The 19484-nt window shown below is 72.1% G+C and carries 13 protein-coding genes and 1 riboswitch; of the genes, 5 read left to right on the top strand and 8 right to left on the bottom strand.

The annotated features are described in order from the left end of the window. Nucleotides 1–3: 3 nt before the first annotated feature. Nucleotides 4–1071 (bottom strand): NlpC/P60 family protein, encoded by a 1068-nt coding sequence (locus ACFYPJ_RS08480; RefSeq protein WP_389012424.1) that lies wholly within the window; start codon nt 1069–1071, stop codon nt 4–6. A 345-nt stretch (nt 1072–1416) separates the two neighbouring features. On the opposite strand from ACFYPJ_RS08480, the gene ACFYPJ_RS08485 reads away from it, so the two are divergent. Further along, nucleotides 1417–1770: a hypothetical protein gene (locus ACFYPJ_RS08485; protein WP_389012427.1), complete on the top strand. Its 354-nt coding sequence runs from the start codon at nt 1417–1419 to the stop codon at nt 1768–1770. An 85-nt stretch (nt 1771–1855) separates the two neighbouring features. Here the strand turns inward: ACFYPJ_RS08485 and ACFYPJ_RS08490 are convergent, their stop codons facing one another. From ACFYPJ_RS08490 to ACFYPJ_RS08500, 3 genes are all read right to left on the bottom strand, one after another. After that, complete coding sequence (locus ACFYPJ_RS08490) at nt 1856–2860, bottom strand: tellurite resistance/C4-dicarboxylate transporter family protein (RefSeq protein ID WP_389012429.1); 1005 nt, start codon at nt 2858–2860, stop codon at nt 1856–1858. A 298-nt stretch (nt 2861–3158) separates the two neighbouring features. After that, nucleotides 3159–3674, bottom strand: a complete 516-nt coding sequence (locus ACFYPJ_RS08495; RefSeq protein WP_389012432.1) for a DUF2231 domain-containing protein — start codon at nt 3672–3674, stop codon at nt 3159–3161. 310 nt (nt 3675–3984) lie between these two features. Further along, nucleotides 3985–5169 carry an NlpC/P60 family protein gene (locus ACFYPJ_RS08500; protein ID WP_389012435.1) on the bottom strand — a complete coding sequence of 395 codons (1185 nt, stop codon included), beginning with the start codon at nt 5167–5169 and terminating at the stop codon, nt 3985–3987. 8 nt (nt 5170–5177) lie between these two features. Further along, nucleotides 5178–5350: riboswitch (cyclic di-AMP (ydaO/yuaA leader) on the bottom strand. 461 nt (nt 5351–5811) lie between these two features. Here ACFYPJ_RS08500 and ACFYPJ_RS08505 point away from each other — a divergent pair. Continuing rightward, the gene (locus ACFYPJ_RS08505) at nt 5812–8397 is read left to right on the top strand and encodes an ATP-dependent DNA helicase (RefSeq protein WP_389012437.1); all 2586 of its coding nucleotides are present in this window, start codon (nt 5812–5814) and stop codon (nt 8395–8397) included. 229 nt (nt 8398–8626) lie between these two features. On the opposite strand, the gene ACFYPJ_RS08510 is transcribed toward ACFYPJ_RS08505, so the two are convergent. Then, complete coding sequence (locus ACFYPJ_RS08510) at nt 8627–10201, bottom strand: peptidoglycan DD-metalloendopeptidase family protein (RefSeq protein WP_389012440.1); 1575 nt, start codon at nt 10199–10201, stop codon at nt 8627–8629. Between the two features lie 473 nt (nt 10202–10674). Then, complete coding sequence (locus tag ACFYPJ_RS08515) at nt 10675–11553, bottom strand: esterase/lipase family protein (RefSeq protein ID WP_389012443.1); 879 nt, start codon at nt 11551–11553, stop codon at nt 10675–10677. Between the two features lie 320 nt (nt 11554–11873). On the opposite strand from ACFYPJ_RS08515, the gene ACFYPJ_RS08520 reads away from it, so the two are divergent. Next, on the top strand, nt 11874–12296 hold the full coding sequence (locus ACFYPJ_RS08520) for a cobalamin B12-binding domain-containing protein (protein ID WP_389012446.1): 423 nt from the start codon (nt 11874–11876) through the stop codon (nt 12294–12296). Nucleotides 12297–12585: 289 nt separating this feature from the next. Here the strand turns inward: ACFYPJ_RS08520 and ACFYPJ_RS08525 are convergent, their stop codons facing one another. Next, nucleotides 12586–14250 (bottom strand): DUF5691 domain-containing protein, encoded by a 1665-nt coding sequence (locus tag ACFYPJ_RS08525; protein ID WP_389012448.1) that lies wholly within the window; start codon nt 14248–14250, stop codon nt 12586–12588. Between the two features lie 41 nt (nt 14251–14291). Continuing rightward, nucleotides 14292–15647, bottom strand: a complete 1356-nt coding sequence (locus tag ACFYPJ_RS08530) for an SWIM zinc finger family protein (protein ID WP_389012451.1) — start codon at nt 15645–15647, stop codon at nt 14292–14294. Between the two features lie 133 nt (nt 15648–15780). On the opposite strand from ACFYPJ_RS08530, the gene ACFYPJ_RS08535 reads away from it, so the two are divergent. Beyond that, a complete protein-coding gene (locus tag ACFYPJ_RS08535; protein WP_389012454.1) occupies nt 15781–16926 on the top strand; it encodes an AAA family ATPase in 1146 nt (381 codons plus the stop codon). Continuing rightward, the gene (locus ACFYPJ_RS08540; protein WP_389012457.1) at nt 16923–19454 is read left to right on the top strand and encodes a DUF5682 family protein; all 2532 of its coding nucleotides are present in this window, start codon (nt 16923–16925) and stop codon (nt 19452–19454) included. The genes ACFYPJ_RS08535 and ACFYPJ_RS08540 overlap by 4 nt, the downstream gene beginning before the upstream one ends. The last annotated feature ends 30 nt before the right edge of the window (nt 19455–19484 follow it).

Consider the following 19484-nt stretch of genomic DNA (forward strand, 5'->3'; position numbering starts at 1 on the left):
GCCTCACACCACCCGGGTCGCCCCCGCGAACGGCATCTGGCTGATCGGGGCCAGTCGCACCGGCGCCGACGAGTTCGGGGCGTGGACCATCTGGCCGTTGCCCACGTAGATGCCGACGTGACTGATGCCGGAGTAGAAGAACACCAGGTCTCCGGGGAGCAGTTCGGAACGGGAGACGCGTCGGCCCGCGCTGATCTGGGCGTAGGTCGTACGGGGCAGGGCGATGCCGGCCGAGCGGTAGGCGGCCTGGACGAGACCGGAGCAGTCGAAGGCGTTCGGGCCCGTCGCGCCCCACACGTACGGGCTGCCGATCTTCTGGTAGGCGTACGCCACGGCCGCCGTCGCGCGCGGACCGGGTGCCGCGACCGGGCCCACGACCGGCAGGGCGCTGTGCCCGTCCCCGGGATGCGAACGCGAGGCACGGTCGCCTCCGGTGCCCTCGGCGGTCACGCCGGCCCGCTCCGGTGGCGACAGGCGGTCCAGGAGCTGCCGGGCCGTGCCCAGCTTCTCGGTGATCGTCTGCTTGTTCCGCTTCAGTTCGGCCTGCCGGGACCGCAGCGAGGCCAGCTCGATCCGCGCGGCGCCGCGCAGCCGCTCGATCTCCCGTAACTGGTCCCGTACCCGCGCCACCGCCGCCGACTGACGGTCGCCCGCCCGCTCGGCGAACTCGGCCCCCTCCAGGTACTGGTCGGGATCCGCGGACAGCGCCAGCTGGAGGGCGGGGTCGAGACCGCCGTTGCGGTACTGCGCCGCCGCGACGGTGCCCAGCGCGTCCCGTGCCGAGTCGAGCCGGTCCTCCCTGCGGGCCGCCTCGTCCTGCAAGGACTTCAGCCGCCGCTGCGCCGCGTCCGCCTTCTCCCGCGCCCCGTTGTACTTCTCGGTGGCGGCCTCCGCCTCCTGGTAGAGCTTGTCGACCTCGGCCCTGACCTGGTCCGGCGTCCGCTGCGGCTCGGCGTGCCCGGTGCCGTCGAAGGCGGTCGCGGTCGCCGCGCCCGCCAGGGCCAGGGTGGCGGCCGTTCGGGCCGTGCTGCCGCCGAGCGGGCGGTTCCGGGGCTTGCGGTGCGCTGCCACCTGGACCGTCACGTCCTTTCTGCTGTCCTACGAGAGGTCGGCGCGTCCGGCTCAGGAGTGCCGGCCGCTGGTGGAGGACGCTAGGCCCGCCTGTGACGAGTCGGTAACGGAATGTACGGAACTGGTGTCGGGGATGCCGATCGTGACCGTATGTGACCGTGGGTGCGATGGGGAACCGCCGCCTTCACATGCCGCGCTGACCGAAGCGGTGCTTCCGGGGCGTGTGCGGTCCGCCCGGTGCTATGAGACAGGCATATGCCATGCGGAGCCCGGAGCCCGGAGCCCGGAGCCCGGAGGCAGGGGCCGGTGCCCGCCCGCCTCTCCGCCCCTCATTAGGCTCCGGGCATGGGCGTACTCATCCACCTCTTCGTCGCGCTGCACATCATCGGCATCGCCGCGCTTCTCGGCGGCTTCCTCACCCAGATGAAGGCGATGGGGCAGGGCGCCGCGCGCTTCGTCCCCGCCATGCTGCACGGCGCGCTGACCATGCTGGTCACCGGCGCGATCCTGGTCGGCCTCAACCAGGCCGACCACCACCACGTCAACAACATCAAGATCGGCGTGAAGCTGCTCGTGCTGATCGTGATCCTCGGTCTCGTCTACGTGAAGCGGGACGAGGAGCGCGTGGACAAGAACATGTTCGGCGTGGTGGGTCTGCTGACCATGGTGAACATCTTCATCGCCGTGCTGTGGACGTGACACCCGGAATATGACATCCGGGGCGCGGGGGGCTGCCGAAGGTCCCGATGTGCGTCCGGTGCGTCCGGGAACTCCTCCAGGGGCGTCATGCCCGGCGATGTTGTGCCCGCGGATGCTGGGCCCGGCGCGCGGCACTGATCCCCGCGCGGGCCGTCAGGGCCGCGCCCGCGGCGACGGCGAGCCAGCCCGCGACCGAGACCCACAGCAGTACCTGCCCGAGACCGCGCAGCCATGGGATTCCGGCGGCGGCCGACACGGACAGCGTGGCCGCCGCGGTCATCCCCAACGGGAACACCGTCGACCAGCGACGCACGTCGTAGCGGAGGCGGGGCCTGAGCACTTCGGCGATCAGCAGTACGGCGTAGCAGGCCAGGTCGAGGACGAGCAGTCCGATGGTCACGGTGTGCAGGACGCCCTGGTCGTCCTTGTCCCACAGGTACAGGGCCGGGCTGTCGGCGGACAGCAGTCTGGCTCCGGCCAGCGCCGAGATGGCGAGTGCGCCGGCCGCGACCCAGTGGTCACCGGCCCCCCTCAGCACCTGCCCGGGGTCGAACCGGGCGAGCGCGACCAGATAGAGAACCAGACCCAGCCAGAACAGCACCAGCGCGATGTACGCGAGCCACGCCGTCGCCTCCGTGGCGGCCAGGGTGGCGCCGAGCACGGCGAGCCCCTGGGTGGCCACGCAGATCAGGAACACCGCCCCGGGCATGCGCCGCTTCCTGTTCCGTAGGACGAGGAACAGCAGCACCGGCCAGAGCACGGCCGCCAGCGCGAGCAGCGCCTCGGCGAGGGCGGACCAGCCGAGCAGGGCGAAACGGGTGCCGAGCACCGTCGTCGCGGCCACCGCGGTGAGCGCCCCGGGGGTCTTCGCCTCGGCCAGCCACCGTTCCCGGTCGCGCAGCAGGCCGGCGACGAAGTCGGCGGCGAGCGCCAGCCAGGCGACGCAGCCCAGCGCGAGCGCGATCAGTGACAGGACCTCGTAGCCGGTCAGCCGCAGAGCCACCGAGACGATGCCGGTCGCCATCACGGCGGCGCCGGCCGCCGGCGGTCGCTGCGCCCACCAGGCGCGGAGGGGGGAGGTGCCGGGCATGCGCCCGATGCTAGGGAGTTCCGGGCGGGTCGGCGGCGTGGCACGCGTGCGTACGCCCCAAAAACGCGCGGGTGCGGGACACGACGCCTTCACGCGCGCGTGGCGCTCATGAACCGATAACCCTCATGTACGGGTAGCACACGATGCACGGGAGGTACGAGGGGCACACGTTGCACGGGTGGCACGGGTGGCACGGAGGTACGAGGGGCATGAGGGGCATGAGGGGCATGAGGGGCACGCGATGCTAGCGGGCGCAGGCGGCTCGGCGCGGACGGATCCGCGCCGAATCCGCGCCGAATCAGGGCTGGTCTTTCGACCCGGTCGCCGTCTTGGAGTAGGCGTCGTGCCAGGCAGCCTTCGCTCCGGAGTCGCCGATCCGGTAGACGTCCACCACCGCTCCCACCGCGACGGCCAGCGAGAGCACCCCCACGACGATCCGCACCGGCAGGGCGGACCAGCGCAGGCCGCGGCCCTCGCCCGGCTCCCCGGCCGGCGCGGAACGCCCCGCCCACCACACGACCGCGGCCAGCACGAACAGCCCGACGGCCCACGGCAGCAGCCCGTCACCCAGCTCGGTGTGCCGCCGCACCAGGGCGTCGCTCTCCACGTGCCGTTCCAGCCACTCGCCCGCCTGCGTCGTCAATGGCACGCTGACCAGGGCGAGGAGCGCCAGCAGTGGCAGCAGCGGCCCCAACCTTCGGGCGGCGCGCGGCCACACTGCCGCCGCCACCAGGGCCAGTGCCGCGAGAGGTACCAGCACGACGACTACGTGGACCAGCAGGACATGGGCGGGCAGGCCGTTGATCAGGGTCATCGAGGCGCTCCTGAGCGGGATAGGGGGCGCCAGCGTGGCACGGGAAACTCTCAGCTTCTTCTCAACACCGCCCCCGGCCGCAGCCCCCGCTCCCAGCTCCCGGCTCAGTCCGGTGCGGGCCCACACGGGACCGGGCCGGTGCCGACCGGCGCCGGACAGGCGTGACGCGGACCCACACGGGACCAGGCCGTGCCGGCAGGCGCGGGATCAGCATGACCCGAGCCCCCGCGAGGTCAGCATGACTGGGGCCCGCACGGGATCACCATGATGTGGGCCCGCGCGGATCGGTTCGACGCGGGCCCGCGCGGCGTCAGGCCGGTCGCACCACGCTGTGGATGATCGAATCGCCGCCGTAGTAGATCGACTCCTCGCGGACGTAGGCGCCCGGCTTCGGGGCGTGGATCATCATCCCGTTGCCGATGTATATGCCTACGTGGCTGATGTCGTCGTAGAAGAAGACCAGGTCACCGGGTTGGGCATCGGCGACGGAGACCGTGGTGCCGGCGTCGACCTGGCTGTAGGTGGTGCGCGGCAGGCTGACGCCCGCGGCCTTCCAGGCGGCCTGGGTGAGCCCCGAGCAGTCGTAGGAGCCCGGACCGGTGGCACCCCAGACGTACGGCTTGCCGATCTGCGCGCGGGCGAAGTCGATCGCCTTCTGGGCCTTGGTGGCGTACGAGGAGCCACCCGACGAGGACGACGAGGACGACGAGGAAGAGGAGGAAGAGGAGGAGGACGACGACGAGGACGATGACGAGTCCGTGGTCGACGACGATTCCTTCTTCTGCTGTGCCGCCTGCTGCTTGGCCAGCTCCGCCGCCTTCCGCGCGGCCTCCTCCTGCCGGCGCTTCTCGATCTCGGCGAGCCGCTTCTTCTCCTCCGCCGTCAGCTTGGTCAGCAGCTCGCGCGCGGTGGAGAGCTTCGTCTGGACGGTGGCTTTGGCGGTCTTGAGTTCGTCCTGCGACTTTGTGAGCGTTTCGAGGCTTTTCGTGGCCTCCCGCCGCTTCTTCATCGTCGCTGACTGCTCGGTGACGTAGTCGTCGACCACGGTCTTCTGGCGGGCGGTCAGCCGGTCCATCAGCTGGGTCTGGTCGAAGTAGTCCTGCGGGTTGTCGGCGAGCAGGAGCGAGGTGGAGTCGGGGACGGAGGCTCCGGTGCGGTACTGCGCGGCGGCGAACGAGCCGAGTTCGTCACGGGCCTTGTTGAGCCGGTCCGTGCGGCGGGCGACGTCGTCCAGGAGGGTGTCGACGCGCTTGCGCTGTTCGCCGGTCTGCTCCTTGGCCGCGTTGTAGTGCTCGGTTGCCGATTCGGCCTGCCGGTACAGGTCGTCGACCTTCTTCTGCACCTCCTCCACGCTCGGCTTGTCGCCGTCGGAGGGGGTGGCGACGGCCGACTGGGAGAGCAGGGCTACGGAGGCGAGGGCGGCGGTGGCGAGGGCGGGGGTGCGTATGCCTGCTACGCGCGTACCCGCGGAGCGCGGCTTGCGGTGCGACGCCAAGAGAGGCGACTCCTTCCGTGTTCCGCCTACCGAGTTAGCTGTCGGGTTCGGGCGGGTGGTTCGGAAGGTTTGCCCTACGGCCGTTCCCCGGAGAGGGGTTGGGCCGATTCACCCCAAGGTCGGTGTGGGTCCCCGGCTCCCGCGTGCCACGGGGACACGCCGGACTCGGCGGAGGCCGCACGGCCCGGCGAGGCTCGCCGGTGGGGGTCGTACGGCCTGCCCGGCACGCTAGCCAACTCGTGTGGCCCCTGTGAAGGTTGGTGGGTGATATGCCCGATACATTTTCGTGACCCGGCGGTGAGTTTCCTCCAGGGTGACCAGGTGGTTCCGGTCGGTGAGCGGATTGGGCGCGGATGTGACTGTTTGGTTCTCGGTCCGGGATCGCGGCCGGGCGGAACGGTCACGCTTTTGGGGCGACCTGGGGTGAACCGCGGTCGGCCCTGGGTGACGTCGTGGGATCGGCCCGCGATCGTCCCGGGGGCCGGTCCGGGCCGGTCCGGGCCAGTCCGGGCCGGGACCGGACCTGGGGGCGGCGGGACGGCGGGACGGCGGAGCGGCAGCGGCGAAGTTCTGCGAGCGGCACCGGTCATGTTCTCGGGTCGGCGGCGGGTTGTCAGTGGGGCGCCCTAGACTCGGAGAGCGATGAGCAGCCTCTTTGACGACAGCTTCCTGGCGGACCTCCAGGCCCCCCGCGGGCCGGAGGAGGAGCCCCCGCCGCCCGCGGACGAGCACGCTCCGGAGCAGGTTCCGGACGATCTGTTCGGCGGGAAGTTCGACGTGCCCCCGGACCCGGACGCCTACTACGGGGACGGCGCCCCCCGGCCGGTCATCGACCCGGCCGCACTCCTGCACGGGCTGAACGACAACCAGCGCGCCGCCGTCGTGCACTCCGGCTCCCCGCTGCTCATCGTGGCCGGCGCCGGCTCCGGCAAGACCCGTGTGCTGACGCACCGCATCGCCCACCTGCTGGCGGAGCGCAAGGTGCATCCCGGGCAGATCCTCGCGATCACCTTCACCAACAAGGCCGCGGGCGAGATGAAGGAGCGCGTGGAACAACTCGTCGGCCCGCGCGCGAACGCGATGTGGGTGATGACCTTCCACAGCGCGTGCGTGCGCATCCTGCGCCGCGAGAGCAAGCGCCTCGGCTTCACCTCGTCCTTCTCGATCTACGACGCCGCCGACTCCAAGCGCCTGATGGCCCTGGTCTGCCGCGACCTGGACCTCGACCCGAAGCGCTTCCCGCCGAAGGCATTCAGCGCCAAGATCAGCAACCTGAAGAACGAACTGATCGACGAGGAGGACTACGCCGCCGAGGTGGCCGGGGGCGCCTCCCAGCCGGAGTCCGGGGGGAGCTTCGAGAAGACCCTCGCCCAGGCGTACGCTCTCTACCAGTCGCGGCTGCGCGAGGCCAACGCCCTCGATTTCGACGACCTGATCATGACGACGGTCAACCTGCTGCGCGCGTTCCCGGACGTCGCCGAGCACTACCGGCGCCGCTTCCGCCACGTCCTCGTGGACGAGTACCAGGACACCAACCACGCTCAGTACGCACTCGTGCGCGAACTCGTCGGGACCGCCGAGCGCCCGGTGGACGTGCCCGAGCAGGAGCACGACCTGCCGCCCGCCGAACTGTGCGTGGTGGGTGACGCCGACCAGTCGATCTACGCCTTCCGCGGTGCGACCATCCGCAACATCCTCCAGTTCGAGGAGGACTACCCGGACGCGACGACGATCCTCCTGGAGCAGAACTACCGCTCCACGCAGACGATCCTGTCCGCCGCCAACGCCGTCATCGAGCGCAACGAGTCCCGCCGCCCCAAGAACCTGTGGACCAACGCGGGCGCGGGCGCCACCATCACCGGGTATGTCGCGGACACCGAACACGACGAGGCGCAGTTCGTCGCCGACGAGATAGACCGGCTGACCGACGCGGGCGAGGCCAAGTCCGGCGACGTCGCCGTCTTCTACCGCACCAACGCCCAGTCCCGTGTCTTCGAAGAGGTCTTCATCCGCGTCGGCCTGCCCTACAAGGTCGTCGGCGGCGTCCGCTTCTACGAACGCAAGGAGGTCCGGGACGTCCTCGCCTACCTGCGGGTGCTGGCCAACCCGGAGGACTCCGTCCCGCTGCGCCGCATCCTGAACGTGCCCAAGCGCGGCATCGGCGACCGCGCCGAGGCGATGGTCGACGCGCTCGCCCAGCGCGAGAAGATCAGCTTCTCGCAGGCGCTGCGCCGGGTGGACGAGGCGTACGGCATGGCCGCGCGGTCGACCAACGCCATCAAGCGGTTCAACGTGCTGATGGAGGAGCTGCGGACGATCGTCGAGTCAGGAGCGGGACCGGCGACCGTCCTGGAAGCGGTGCTCGAACGCACGGGCTACCTCGCCGAGTTGCAGAACTCGACCGACCCCCAGGACGAGACCCGGATCGAGAACCTTCAGGAACTCGCCTCCGTGGCCCTGGAGTTCGAACAGGAGCGTGGCGGAGGTGCGACCGCCGAAGGGGTAGCGGGCGCGACGACCGAGGGGACAGCGGGCACTGCGGTCGAGGGGGCAGCGGGCCCGGCGGCCCCGGGCGGCACGCTCGCCGATTTCCTGGAACAGGTCGCGCTGGTCGCCGACTCCGACCAGATCCCGGACGGGGAGGAGGGCGACGGCGTCATCACCCTGATGACCCTGCACACCGCCAAGGGTCTGGAGTTCCCGGTGGTCTTCCTGACCGGCATGGAGGACGGCGTCTTCCCGCACATGCGCGCCCTCGGCCAGACCAAGGAACTGGAGGAGGAACGGCGCCTGGCGTACGTCGGCATCACGCGCGCGCGCGAGCGGCTGTACCTCACCCGGTCGACGATGCGCAGCGCCTGGGGCCAGCCGTCGTACAACCCGCCCTCACGTTTCCTGGAAGAGATTCCCGGCGCCCATGTGGAGTGGAAGCGGACGGGAGCCCCGGCACCTGTCTCCTCCGGGCCCGCGTCCGGTGTCGTGTCCTCGCTGTCCTCGTCCCGTTCCCGTTCGTCCGGGGCGGGCGCGTCCGGGTTCGCCACGCGCAGGGCGTCGGAGAAACCGGTGGTGTCCCTGGCCGTCGGCGACCGGGTCACACACGACCAGTTCGGACTCGGCACGGTCGTCGCGGTGGCGGGCACGGGCGACAAGGCCCAGGCGACGATCGACTTCGGCGACGCAAAGCCCAAGCGACTGCTGCTGCGGTACGCGCCGGTGGAGAAGCTGTAGGGCTGTGAAGACGCCGTAGCTGCTTGAGACCGGGCCCGCCGCCGTCGTCCGAGGCCCGCCCCGCGTCGTCCGCGGTGCGGGCCGTACGTCCGTCGGACGAGCCTTACGCCCGACGGACAAGCTTTCAGACCGGGGGACGGGCCTCAAGTTCGAGGAACGGGCCCCATGTCCGTGGGACAAGCCTTGAGTCCGTGGGACGGGGATTGTGCCCGAGGGGCGGGCGGAGCCCTTACGTCGGGTCCAGTCCGTGGCTGCGCAGCCAGGGCAGCGGGTCGATCGCCGGGCCGCCCGCCAGGCGCACCTCGAAGTGCAGGTGCGGGCCGGTGGAGTTGCCCGAGTTGCCGGAGTAGGCGATCGGCTGCCCGGCCTTGACGCTCGCGCCGGAGGCGACGCGGTAGCTGGAGAGGTGGCAGTACCAGGTCTCTGTGCCGTCCTTCGCCGTCACGATCATCATGTTGCCGTAGGCGCTGTTCCACTCCGTGCGGACGGTGCCGTCGGTCGCGGCCATCACCGTCGTGCCGTACGACACGGGGAAGTCGATCCCGGTGTGCACGGACATCCAGTTCACACCGGCCTGGCCGAAATAGGCGCTGAGTCCGCGCTGGGCGACCGGGAGGACGAACTTGGGCCGCAGCCGCTCCTTGAGCGCCGCCTCCGCCAACGCCTTCCTCTTCTCGGCGTCCTGCTCGGCCTTGAGATCGATGCGTTCCTGGGTGCGGCTGGCCCGGTCGGCGAAGTCGTCGGCGCCCGCGGAGAGGCTTTCGAGCTGGGTGTCCAGCTTGTTGTTGGCGGTGGCCGGTTTCACCGCCTGCGGGTCCGGGGCTGAGGCGGTCGTGTTCGTACCGTCGTCGGTCAGGCCGCCCACGGAAGCGGCGGCGATCCCGGCCACCCCCATCACACAGGCCGAGGGCACGGCGATGGTCAGCAGCGCGGAGCGCTTGGCGGGCGGGCGCCGGCGCGAGCGGGACGCGGACCGGGAACCCGCGCGTGGGGCGGGTACCGGGGTGACCTCTTCCTGTCCGTCGAGCAGCGCCACCGCGGGCAGCTCACCGGTGGCGGTCGACTCGCCCCCGCCCGGGGCGGGTTCCTCACCAGCGACCGCCGCGTAGGCGGAGTCCTCGTGGTCGGAATCCGCGTAGGAATGGTCCGTGTAGGCCGGGTCCTCGTAGGAGGGCTTGCCGTAGGGGCTTTCCTGGTAGGCGGTCTCGTCGTAGGCGGACTCCCCATACGGGGCCGCTTCGTACGTGGACTGCTCGTATGCGGACTGCTCGAACGCGCCGGTCGCCTGGTGCTCGAAGGGCTCGGCCGGATGCTCGGACCGGACGCCGTCGGAGTTCCACTGCGTGGCGTCGTACGCGCCGGTGTCGAACGCCTGGGTGCCCCACTCCCACTGCTGGGTCGGGTCGGCACCGCCGAGTTGGTCGGTCTGCAGCCAGGCACCGGCGTCCCACTGGCCGCTCGTGTCGGCTCCCGGGCCCTGCTGCTGCGGCACCGACCACGCCGTGACGTCGTAGGCGCCACTGTCGTAGGCGGCATGGTGCTGCGCCGCGTACGGGTCGTAGTTCAGGGTGTGGTGTACGCCGGTCGACCAGTGTGTGGTGTCGTACGCGCCGGTGGCCCCGGAATCACCCGGGAGACTGCCGAAGAGGGGATCGGTGTCGAAGGCGGTGGCGTGCGCGCCCTGCGGTGAGCCGCCGGCGTCGTAGCCGCCGTACGTGGTGAAGTCGCCGTACTGGGCTTCCTGCCCGCCGTACGACGCGTAGTGCGCCGAGGTGGCTTCGGAAGCCGGAGCCGGGGTGGTCATAGTCCCCGACGGGTGACCGTCGTTCACCAACTTCTCTTTCGCCTCGACAACAGGGGCTGCCAGAGCAGTGCGGCGACTGTACCCGGCGGTATGCGGGCGCGACAATCTTCGCCTGGTTTCGCGTTCGCAGGAAACGGGCATTCGGCCGTGTTTCGGGGAGCGCGGGCACGGGTTTGGTTCTGTGTTCGAGAAACGTTCGATGGTCCGGGCAGGGGCAGGCCGATGACCGGGCTCGCGTCCTGACGATCGGCCGGGGCGGGCGGACTCCGTGGCGATCGGGTGAACCGGACCAGGCCGGGCCGGTCGTCCGCTCAGGACCCCGGGCCCTTCGTCCGGTACGGCCATTCGAGTGAATCGGGGGCCTCCGCGCAGATGATCAGCCCCGCCTCCGCGCGTCCCTTACGTATCCCCGGCTCGGCTCCGACGCTCCCTGGCTCGGTCCCTCCTCGGCTCCGGCTCCGCTCGGCCTCCGCTCAGGCCACGGTCAGCCCGGCCGGGCCGGTGACGGGTCCCGTCTCGGCTTCCCCCTCCGCGGGCTCGGCGCCGAGCGCCTGACGTATCCGGGCTGCGACCGTGGGATGCACCGGCAGTGCGAGGTGGCCGATCCCGGTCACGGGCACGTTCTCCACCAGCAGGTCAGGATGGTCGAGGCAGGCGGTGTCCAGGGGATCCATCACCGAATCGAGATCGCTCCAGAAGCTGACGAACCGCGTACGGCAGCCGGGTGCGGGCATGGCCAGCTCCTCGATCACCTCCGAGCCGGGCCGCATCTGGCGCACGATCGGGTGGGCGTTGGCCAGCGGTATGGCGCGGGTGCCGGAGTGCGGTGTACCGAGCGTCACCAGCGTGCGGATCCGGTGGTCGCCACCCAGTCGCTGTACGTAGTACCGGGCGATCAGTCCGCCGAGGCTGTGCCCCACGATGTCCACCTGCGGACTTCCGGTCCGCCGGCAGATCTCCTCGATGTGCCGGCCGAGCAGTTCGGCGGCGATGCGGATGTCGCAGGTCAGCGGAGAGTAGTTGAGCGACTCCACCTGGTGTCTGCCGTGCTGGGCGAGATTGCGGCGGAGCAGGACGAAGGCCGATCGGTTGTCGATGAAGCCGTGCAGCAGGATGACCGGCAGTTCGGGCTGGGCCGGCAGCCGTGGCGTGCCGTCCGGAGGGGGCGTGGGCTGGGGCTGGGAGCGGCGTTCCTGGATGATGCCGGTCGGATAGAGGAGGAGGTGTCCCGCGAGGATCGTGACCTCCAGGGCGGTCGCCTTCAGGAGAGCCACGGAAAGTCCCGCCAGTTTGCCCGGCAGGAGGAGCTGGTAGAGCGGACGAAGCGGCTGCACTGCCCTGGTGACCATCATGGCCGACCTCCTGTCGGCACAGGAGGACGTCTCTGTCCCCGTGTGCCCTTGTGGGAAGCCGTACGCAGGGTCACCGAGGTGCGTGTCGTGCACGCCGCATGCCTTTCGTGTTCCCGTGGACCACGGTGCGGCTCCCGAACATGTCCCACCGTGTGATTTCCCCCTCGGCCGCCGTCGTAAAACCGCCGGTTGCGGGATGCTGGGGATAACGTTCGTTCACTTTCCGGCCGGTGGCGCAACGCACGGATGGTGCGGTACTTGTCGGTACGGATGGATCTGATGGAACCAGTCGTGGATCCAGTCGCTTCATGGAGGCAGTGATGGGTGTGGCAGCCGGTCCGATCCGCGTGGTGGTGGCCAAGCCAGGGCTCGACGGTCATGACCGCGGCGCCAAGGTCATCGCGCGAGCGCTGCGCGACGCCGGTATGGAGGTCATCTACACCGGGCTCCACCAGACGCCGGAGCAGATCGTCGACACGGCGATCCAGGAGGACGCCGACGCGATCGGCCTGTCCATCCTCTCCGGTGCGCACAACACCCTGTTCGCGGCCGTCATCGGCCTCCTCAAGGAGCGCGACGCCGCGGACATCCTGGTCTTCGGCGGCGGGATCATTCCTGAGGCGGACATCGCGCCGCTCAAGGAGAAGGGCGTCGCGGAGATCTTCACCCCGGGCGCGACCACGGCGTCGATCGTGGAGTGGGTACGGGCGAACGTACGGCAACCAGCCGCTTCCGGCGGCTGACCCCGCCCCTCCGCGCCCAGGAAGGGGCGTGGAGGGACGGGTGCGCGGGGAACGGTGTGCCCGTCCGCGACGCGCAGCAGCCGAACAACGATCCATCCCGGTCCTCCGGGCCGCGCTCTCCGACCGGGCGGCGGGCGCCCTGGTGGGGGAGCGGGAGACGGTGCGTTCGGCTGTGACCCGCCCGCGGTTGAGGAATGTCCAGTTCCGGTCCTCCGGGCGGGTTGCTGTGGTGCGGGCGTGGGAAACGGCGCGCTCGGCCACGCCCCGCCCGCGGTCGAGCAGCGCCCCATCACGGCTCCCCGAGCGGAGCGACCAGCTCACGCGCCATGTCCGCCCGCAACCGCAAGGTCGTCACGAGCCGCTGGAACGCTTCCGCCCAGTACCCGCCGGCGCCCGGTGACGCGTCCTCCCCTTCCTCCGGCACTGCCAGCAGCCCGTTCAGCCGTGACGCCTCCGCGGGATCCAGGCACCGTTCGGCCAGCCCCATCACCCCGCTGAAGCTCCAGGGATAGCTCCCCGCGTCCCGGGCGATGTCGAGCGCATCCACCACCGCTCGGCCGAGCGGTTCCGCCCAGGGCACGGCACACACCCCGAGCAGCTGGAACGCCTCGGACAGGCCGTGCATCGCAATGAACCCGGCCACCCAGTCGGCCCGTTCCCCGGCCCCCAGCGTGCCCAGCAGCTTCGCCCGCTCGGCGAGGGACACCGCGCCCGGCCCGCCCGCCTCGGGTGCGCCGGGCGTCCCGAGCAACGCCCGGGACCACTCCGCGTCCCGCTGCCGCGCTGCCGCCCGGCACCAGGCCGCGTGCAGCTCGGTCTGCCAGCCGTCCGTCACCGGCAGCGCCACGATCTCCCGCGGTGTACGCCCGCCGAGCCGCCGTGACCACGTGCCGAGCGGTGCCGCCTCCAGTAGCTGGCCCAGCCACCAGGACCGCTCGCCCCGTCCCGTGGGAGGTTTGGCCACGACACCGTCCCGCTCCATCGCCGCGTCGCACTCCAGCGGCGCCTCGACCGCGATCGTCGGGTCACCGCGCGTCTGGTCGATCGCGACACAGACCCCTGCCCGGACCGCCATCCGTGCCGCGAGCGCCGAGTCGGGCAGCGTGGACAGCAACTCCGCGGCCATCGCCCGGACATTCCGGCTGCGGTCCGCCAACGCCCGCTCCAAAAACGGCTCGTCAGCGGGTTCCAGACCCGAGCGCAGTGAGTCGAGGAACATCAGCCGGTCCTCCGCACGCTCTGCCGACCACGTCGAGGTCAGCAACTCGCGGCCCGTCGCGGGCCTCGCCGCGCGGATCGCCGCGAGCAGGGCGACCCGCTCGGCGAACAGGCCCTCCTCCCACAGCCGTTGCACCCCGGCGGCGTCGTCGAGGTCCGGCAGCGCGGCACCGCCGCCCGGTGCCGCGCGCAGGGCGAACCGCCAGTCCGGGTTGAGCCGGGCCAGCCACAGCCCCCGCGGGCCGGCGAACGCGAGCGCCGCGGGGCGCAGGTCCGTACGCCCCCGGGCCGCGTCCAGCAGCGCGGGCAGGGTCTCCGGCGGTGCGGCGTAACCGTGCGCGTTCGCCGCCGCCAGCCACTGGGGCAGCAGTTCCATCAGGTCGGGCGCTGCGCCGCGGCGACCGCCGCCGGTGCCGGGACGGTCGGCCAGTAGCAGGGCGAACCGGTTCGCCGCGGCGGCGGGCAGGGCGGGGCGCGGGTCCTCGGCGGCCGGCTCCGGACGCTGCGCCGCCGCGGCCGGGCGCAGCCCCGCCCGTCGCCGCACGGTCTGAAGGGCCGCCGCGTCCAGCAGCGCCACCGGCGCCTCGCGACCCGGTGTGCCGCCCGTGGGCGGACGCCGGTCGGTGCCGAGCAGCGCCGTGGTGACGAGGTTCTCCCAGGCACCGGCGGTGTGCGCGGTGTCCGTGGCGGCCGGCGGGGCGGCGGTAACGGTCTCCTGCGCGGTGGCGCCGTTCATGCGACTCCTTCTGGTCGGGGATCCCGCGGTCTCCGGTCGGTTCAGCACAGCGCCACCGCCTCCCCCTCGCCCTGAGGCCAGGCCGCCAGCGGAGTGAAGCCCCCGTGGCCGCACTCGCCGAACACCTTGACCGGGGCGCCGCCGGAGAGGGAGACCAGCCGCCACAGCCCGGAGCGGGAGCGGGCGGCCGGGGTCAGTGGCAGCGCACCCGACCCGTCGGCGTCCGCCAGCTGCCAGGAGCCGCCGTCCGGGGTGGGGACGACCCGGTCCAGCGTCACCGGTACCGCATCCAGCCACGGGTCGTCCCGCAGTGCCTCGCCGTACCGGGCGATCGCCCGCGCGGTCGTCTCGCCCGGCGGCCGTGTCACGGTGGGTGCGGGTGGCGCGAACTGCTCGCCGATCGTGGCGCGCGACTGGCCGGCGCCGGGGTGGACGGACACCTCCGCCTCCAGCGCCAGCCCGACCGGCAGGGCCTGCTCGGGGGCCCGGCCGGCCGCGCCGTAGGAGAGGAGCAGGCAGACGCGGCCCGACTCCTCGCCGTACAGCCAGATCCGGCGTGTCGTCAGCCTCGCGTCCGCCGTGTCGTACTGGGCGAGGACCAGCCAGCGGTCCCGTACCGCCGGGCCGTCCGCCGTGGCGGGCAGGCCGATACGGGAACGGACCGTCGCCGCGAGCCCCTCCGGCAGCCGGTCCCGGTGCAGCCAGCCCTGGTCGAGGAGGTGCAGCAGTGCGCACTCCTCCAGCAGCCGCACCGGCCAGCCCGGACCGGATCCGGGTATGGCACCCAACTCCCGCACCCGTGCGGCCAGTCCGGGTGCCTGTGCGTCGACCATGCGGGCCGCGGTCTCCTCCCACAGGCCGTACCCCGCCTGTTCCGCGGAGGCCAGCCCGCCGCGCAGCAGGTCGGCCAGGCGCTGCTCCAGCTCCGTCGCGCCCGCCGTGACCCGCTCGGCCCGGCGCTCCGCCCGGCGCCGCGCGGCCTCGGGATCACCGGATCCGGCGGCGGATCCGGCCGCGGCCGACTGCCGTTTCTCCTGCGCGCGCTGTTTCCGCCCTGTTGTCCACTGCTCCGCCCAGTCCGGCGCCTGCCCCGTCGGCACCGCGGCGTCCCCGCCCGCCCACAGCAGCAGTAGTCCGAGCGCGTGCTTGCACGGAAACTTTCGGCTCGGACAACTGCACTTGTACGCGGGGCCGGACGCGTCCGCGACGTCCACCACCGTCTGATACGGCTTGCTGCCACTGCCCTTGCACAGTCCCCACACCGTCCCCTCGTCGGAACTTCCCGCCTCGGACCACGGCCCGGCCGTGCCGAGTTTGCTTCCCGCTTTGCGTGATGCTGCGTCAGGCGCCAGTGCCAGCACCTGGTCCGCGGTCCAGCGCACCCCCTGCTGAGTCATGTCATCGACGGTAGATCCCACCACTGACAATCGCCCCGGCCGAAGCATTTTCGCAGGTCAGAACGGATTGTCAGTGGCGTGGTGCACGGTGGACACCAGATCCGAACCGGCCGAGCTGGAGGGGGCCTCAGCCATGTCTGTGTCCGTGGAACCTACGTCCGTCGAACCGAGCCAGAACCACTCCGCGCCCGCGAACGCGGGACAGGAGCTGCGCCCGCACGCCGAGGACGCCTTCGCCGCCGAACTGGCGGCGCTCGCCGCGCAGGACGACCGCCCGCGCCCGGCCCGCTGGAAGCTGTCGCCGTGGGCGGTCGCCACCTATCTGCTCGGTGGCACACTCCCCGACGGCACGGTGATCACCCCGAAGTACGTGGGGCCGCGCCGCATCGTCGAGGTGGCCGTCACGACGCTCGCCACCGACCGGGCCCTGCTTCTGCTCGGCGTGCCCGGCACCGCGAAGACCTGGGTGTCCGAACACCTGGCCGCCGCGGTCAGCGGCGACTCGACGCTGCTGGTGCAGGGCACGGCGGGCACCCCCGAGGAGGCCATCCGCTACGGCTGGAACTACGCGCAGCTGCTCGCCCACGGTCCGAGCCGGGACGCCCTCGTGCCGAGCCCGGTGATGCGGGCCATGGCGGAGGGCATGACCGCCCGGGTGGAGGAGCTGACCCGGATCCCGGCCGACGTGCAGGACACGCTGATCACCATCCTGTCCGAGAAGACGCTGCCGATACCGGAGCTGGGCCAGGAGGTGCAGGCGGTCCGCGGCTTCAACCTGATCGCCACGGCCAACGACCGCGACCGCGGGGTCAACGACCTCTCCAGCGCGCTGCGCCGCCGCTTCAACACGGTGGTGCTGCCGCTGCCGGCCAGCACCGACGCCGAGGTCGACATCGTCTCGCGCCGCGTCGACCAGATCGGTCTTTCCCTCGACCTGCCCGCGGTGCCCGACGGCATCGACGAGATCCGCCGCGTCGTGACCGTCTTCCGGGAACTGCGCGACGGCATCACCGCCGACGGCCGTACGAAGCTCAAGTCGCCCAGCGGCACGTTGTCCACCGCCGAGGCCATCTCCGTCGTCACCAACGGGCTCGCCCTGGCCGCCCACTTCGGCGACGGTGTGCTGCGGGCGGGCGATGTCGCCGCGGGCATCCTGGGCGCCGTCGTCCGTGACCCGGCGGCCGACCGGGTCGTCTGGCAGGAGTACCTGGAGACCGTCGTCCGCGAGCGGGACGGCTGGATGGACTTCTACCGGGCCTGCCGGGCGGTGAGCGCGTGAGCGACGCCGGACCTCTGCTGCTCGGCGTGCGGCACCACGGGCCGGGCTCGGCGCGGGCCGTGCGGGCCGCGCTGGACGCCACCGCGCCCCCAGTGGTGCTGATCGAGGGACCGTCAGAGGCCGACGCCCTCGTCGCGCTGGCCGCCGATCCGGACATGCGGCCCCCGGTCGCGCTCCTCGCTCACGCCGTGGACGAGCCCGGCCACTCGGCGTTCTGGCCGCTGGCCGAGTTCTCGCCGGAGTGGGTGGCACTCCAATGGGCCTTGGAACACGATGTGCCGGTCCGTTTCATCGACCTGCCCGCCACGCACACCCTGGCGTGGCGGAAAGAGGAGGAAGAACAGCCCGCACCCGCGGACGGCCCCGAGGAGCCGCCTTCGCCCCCCACCCCGACCGCCCTGCCCACCCCGTCCGCCGCCGCTCCTGCCTCTCCCACCTCTCCCAGCCCTTCCACCTCATCCGACCCTGAGGTGCCTTCCGTTGAGCACGCCCTTCGGCTCGACCCGCTGGCGGTGCTCGCCGAGACCGCCGGATACGACGACCCCGAGCGCTGGTGGGAGGACGTCGTCGAGCACCGGGGCGGCGCGGACCCGGGGGACGGAACCGTGGGCCGGGAAGCCGCCCTCGCACCGTTCGCCGCCCTGGAGGAGGCGATGGGGGCCCTGCGGGAGACGTACGGCGCCGGTGGCCACGACCGGGACCTGGTGCGTGAAGCGTATATGCGGCTCCAACTGCGTTCCGCTCAGCGCGAGTTCGGTGCCGGTGTGGCGGTCGTGTGCGGGGCCTGGCACGTGCCGGCGCTGCGCGGGAAGCACGCCGTCACCGCCGACCGGGCACTGCTGAAGGGGCTCCCCAAGGTCAAGGTGGACATGACCTGGGTGCCGTGGACGCACCGCAGACTGTCCCGGATCAGCGGCTATGGCGCGGGCATCGACTCACCCGGCTGGTACGGGCATCTGTTCAGCGCGCGGGACCGGCCGGTCGAGCGGTGGCTGACGAAGGTGGCGGAACTGCTGCGCGAGGAGGACCGGATCGTGTCGTCCGCGCACGTCATCGAGGCGGTCCGGCTGGCCGGGACGCTCGCCGCGATGCGCGGACGCCCGCTGCCGGGACTGACCGAGACGACCGATGCGGTGCGCGCTGTGATGTGCGACGGCTCCGATGTGCCACTGGCGCTCGTGCACGAGCGGCTGGTGGTCGGCGACGTCCTCGGGGAGGTACCGGACACGGCACCCGCCGTGCCCTTGCAGCGGGACCTGACCCTGCTCCACCGGCGGCTGCGGCTCAAGCCCGAGGCACTGGACCGGCAGGTGGAGCTGGACCTGCGCAAACAGACGGACGGCGAGCGCAGCCGGCTGCTGCACCGGCTGCGGCTGCTGGGCATCCACTGGGGCGAGCCGGTCTCGTCGCGCGGCAGTACGGGTACGTTCCGGGAGACCTGGCGGCTGCGCTGGGAACCGGAGCTGTCCGTCCGGGTCGCGGAGGCCGGGGTCTGGGGCACGACGGTCGTGGCCGCCGCCACTGCCAAGGCCGAGGCGGACGCCACGAGTGCCCAGGCACTCGCCGAGGTGACCGCGCTGGCCGAGAACTGCCTGCTGGCCGGGGTGGGCGACGTACTCCCGGTGGTGATGCGGGTGCTCGCCGACCGGGCGGCGCTCGACTCCGACGTCGGCCACCTGGCGCAGGCCCTCCCTGCCCTGGTCCGTTCGCTGCGCTACGGCGATGTGCGCGGCACGGACACCCGGTCGCTCGCCGAGGTCGCGGCGGGGCTCGCCGAGCGGATCTTCGTCGGGTTGCCGCCGGCCTGCACCGCCCTCGACGCGGACGCGGCCGAGCACATGCGCGGGCACGTGGACGCGGTGCACGGCGCGGTGGGGCTCCTCGCCGAGAGTTCCCCCGCTGACCACGGTGACCTGCGCGGCCGCTGGCGCTCCGTACTGCGGTCGCTGTCCGGCAGGGACAGCGTGCCCGGAATCATCCGCGGCCGGGCCGTGCGGCTGCTGCTGGACGAGGGGGAGGTCGGCCAGGACGAGGCGGCCCGGCTGATGGGGCTCGTGCTCTCACCGGGCACACCGCCGCAGGACGCAGCCGCCTGGATCGAAGGCTTCGTGGGCGGCGGCGGAGGCATGCTGCTCGTGCACGACGAGCGGCTGCTGGGGCTGGTCGACGCATGGCTGACCGAGGTGCCGGCGGAGGCGTTCATCGACGTACTGCCGCTGCTGCGGCGGACGTTCTCGTCGTACGAGCCGGGTGTCCGGCGGACCCTCGGCGAACTGGTGCGGCGCGGTCCCGGGACACAGGGGAACGCGACCGCGGGCCGGGCGCCGGGCACGGCCGGCTTCGCCCCGGATCCGGACACCGAACGTGCGGACGCCGTGGTGCCGCTGGTGCGGCTGCTGCTCGGCCTGGACACCGGCGGCGATGGGATCCCGGGGACTTCGGAAACCCTGGAGACGGCGGCCGGCGGCGGCAGCCCGGCGGACGCCGCGGACGCCCACGGCAACGACCTGGTGGGGGCTGGCACATGACGACCACGGAGACCAAGGTGACCACGGAGC

The organism is Streptomyces sp. NPDC006012, from assembly GCF_042871185.1.
Classification (GTDB): Bacteria; Actinomycetota; Actinomycetes; order Streptomycetales; family Streptomycetaceae; genus Streptomyces.